General features: G+C 67.8%; 2 protein-coding genes. Both read right to left on the minus strand.

Annotated elements, in window-relative coordinates; genetic code table 11:
- Positions 1-65: 65 nt before the first annotated feature.
- Positions 66-620 carry a DUF6438 domain-containing protein gene (locus tag UU7_RS17020; protein ID WP_007810590.1) on the minus strand — a complete coding sequence of 185 codons (555 nt, stop codon included), beginning with the start codon at positions 618-620 and terminating at the stop codon, positions 66-68.
- Between the two features lie 79 nt (positions 621-699).
- The gene (gene fusA / locus UU7_RS17025) at positions 700-2,739 is read right to left on the minus strand and encodes an elongation factor G (protein WP_007810592.1); all 2,040 of its coding nucleotides are present in this window, start codon (positions 2,737-2,739) and stop codon (positions 700-702) included.
- Between the last annotated feature and the right edge of the window lie 251 nt (positions 2,740-2,990).

A 2,990-nucleotide genomic window follows, 5' to 3' on the forward strand; every position in this document is an offset into this window, starting at 1 on the left:
CATGTTTAATAACACAGTAGAAGTAATTAAATCCCGGCCTTTTGATCTTCCCTGTCCGCGCAGATTCAGCGCTCCACGTGTTCCGCCGCGCCCGGCGGTTTCGGCGTGCCGATCCAGCGCCGTGTGCCGAGTTGCTGGTCGATGCTGTTGGCCAGTTGCTCGATGCGCGGGCGTATCGCTTCGGCGACCGGACCGGTGCAGCCGAGGTAGAAGTCCACGCTGCGGCTGCCGCCGGGGTTGTCCACGGTGATCCTGATGCCGGGCTGGTCGGTCATGATCATGCCGCAACCGTCCTCGCGGCTGACGTAGCTGGCCTGCATCGCGTCGAAGTCCGCGCGCGCCAGCGCGTCGTGGATCGCGGCCAGCTGGATAGGGGTGACCTGGCCGGTGGCCTGCATGGTTTGCACGTGGGCCTGGCCGGTGAAGCTCACCTGGCCGGCGGCGGTCACGGTTACGCGGTAGGCGGGGCAGTTGCCGAAGCAGGTGCTGCGTTCGAGGGTGATGCTGTTCTCGGGCATGTGCTGGGCACCGTCGGTCTGGGCGCGCACGGCGCAGGCGCCCAGCCACAGCATCGAGCCGCAGAGCAGGCCGCGCAGCAGCAGGGTGCAGGCAGGCTTCATCGTGATGCTCCGTGTCGGTGGGGGATGACCAGCATAGCGGCGCGCGATGAAAGCGACGTGCGCGTGGCGCGCGGCGCCATCAATCCTCCTCCGCGTGCGGCTTCCACGCCTCGCTGAGCTGTTTCTGCACGGTGGCCGGCACCGCCTCGTAGTGGCTGAGGTCGAGGCTGTAGCGGCCGCGCCCGCCAGTCATCGATTTCAGTTCGGTGGGGTAGTCGGTCAGTTCGGCCAGCGGCGCTTGCGCCTTGATCACCAGCTCGCCGCCACGCTGGCTGTCGGTACCTAGGATGCGGGCGCGCTTGCCGGCCAGGCCGCCGGTGACGTCGCCCACGTTGTGCTCGGGGATCGCCACCTCGATGTTGACGATCGGTTCCAGCACGGTGGGCCGCGCCTTCACCACGGCATCCAGGAACGCCTTCTTGCCGGCGCTGATGAAGGCCACTTCCTTGGAGTCCACCGCGTGGTACTTGCCGTCGTAGACGGTGACGCGCACGTCCTGCAGCGGATAGCCGGCCACGGCGCCGTGTTCCATCGCCTGGCGCACGCCTTTCTCGATCGCCGGCAGGAACTGGCCGGGGATCACGCCGCCCTTCACCGCGTCGACGAACTCGAAACCGGCGCCGCGTTCCATCGGCTCGACGCGCAGGAACACCTCGCCGAACTGGCCGGCGCCGCCGGTCTGCTTCTTGTGCCGGTGATGGCCTTCGGCGTGGCCGGCGATGGTTTCGCGATAGGCGATCCGCGGCGGATGCGAGTCGACCTCCACGCCGTAGCGCTCGCGCATGCGCTCCAGCATCACCTTCAGGTGCAGGTCGGACAGGCCGCGCACCACCGTCTCGTTGAGCTCCTTGTGGTGCTCGACGCGAAAGCACGGGTCCTCTTCGGCCAGCCGCGCCAGCGCGTTGGAAAGCTTCTGCTCCTGGCCCTTGTGCTTCGGCTCCAGCGCCAGCCCGAACATCGGCGCGGGAAAGGCCAGCGGCGCCAGGCTGATCCGGTCTTCGTCGTGCGAGTCGTGCAGCACCGCATCGAAATGGATCTCCTCCACCTTGGCCACTGCGGCGATGTCGCCGGGCACGGCGGCTTCGATCTCCACATGGCTTTTGCCCTGCACCCGGAACAGGTGGCCGACCTTGAACGGCTTGCGGCCATCGTCGACCAGCAGCTGGCTGTCGCGGCGCACGGTACCCTGCCACACGCGGAACACGCCGAGCTTGCCCACGAACGGGTCGTTGACGATCTTGAACACGTCGGCAATCACGTGGGCCGAGGGATCGGCGCTGACCGCCAGCGGCGTGCCGTCGTCGCGGGCGAACGGTGGCGGGTTGCCTTCGGCGGGATTGGGCAGCAGCCGCGCGGCGAGGTCGAGGAATTCGCGGATGCCCGCGCCGGTGCGGGCGCTGACGAAGCAGATCGGCACCAGGTGGCCTTCGCGCAGGCATTGCTCGAACGCATCGTGGAGCTGCTCCGGCGTGAGCGCGCCTTCGCCGGCATCGAGGTAGCTGTCCATCACGCCTTCATTGATCTCCACCACCTGGTCGAGGATGCGCTGGTGCGCCTCGGCCAGTGATGAGAAATCGGTGGTGCCTTCGGTGTGGAAGAAGCAGTCCAGCACCCGATTGCCGCGGTTGGCGGGCAGGTTGACCGGCAGGCATTCGCTGCCGAACTCGTCGCGCAGCGCGTCGACCAGGACGGGCAGGTTGGCGCCGTCGAAGTCGATCTTGTTGATCACCAGCACGCGGGCCAGGCCGCGCGCTTTTGCATGCATCATCATCCGGCGCGTGCCGTACTCGATGCCGTTGATCGCGTTGACCACCACCGCCACGGTTTCCACCGCCGACAGCGAGGCCAGCGTGGCGCCGCGGAAGTCGGCGTAGCCGGCGGTGTCGATCAGGTTCACGTGGCAGTCGCCGTGATCGAGGTTCGCCACGCAGCTGTCGATGGAATGGGCGCGCGATTTCTCCTGGCTGTCGCTGTCGGAAACCGTGTTGCCCCGCTCGACGCTGCCGGCGGACTGGATGGCGCCGCCGGCGACCAGCAGCGCCTCGAACAAGCTGGTCTTGCCCACGCCGGCGTGCCCGGCGAATGCGATGTTGCGGATGCTTTCCGTGGAATACGTCACGATGCGACCCTCCCATGACTGGGCGCGGATCGTGCCGGCATCAACCACGGCGCCGCACGAAGCCGCGCTGTAGCGGCTGACAATGGCGGGCCGTCATGGTCGTCCTCGAGTTCGCGGCAGGCGAAGTCAGCGGATCGGGCGGTCATGGCGGAGAGGCGGCGCAAGGCGCCGCCCACCTAGACTTGAGCCGAGCGGCGTGCGGGTCAAGCTGCACTGCGGGGAACCGCCGCCGTCGCCGGGTGGTCTCAAGC

Origin of the sequence: Rhodanobacter spathiphylli B39, assembly GCF_000264295.1 — a bacterium.
Taxonomy (GTDB): Bacteria; Pseudomonadota; Gammaproteobacteria; order Xanthomonadales; family Rhodanobacteraceae; genus Rhodanobacter; species Rhodanobacter spathiphylli.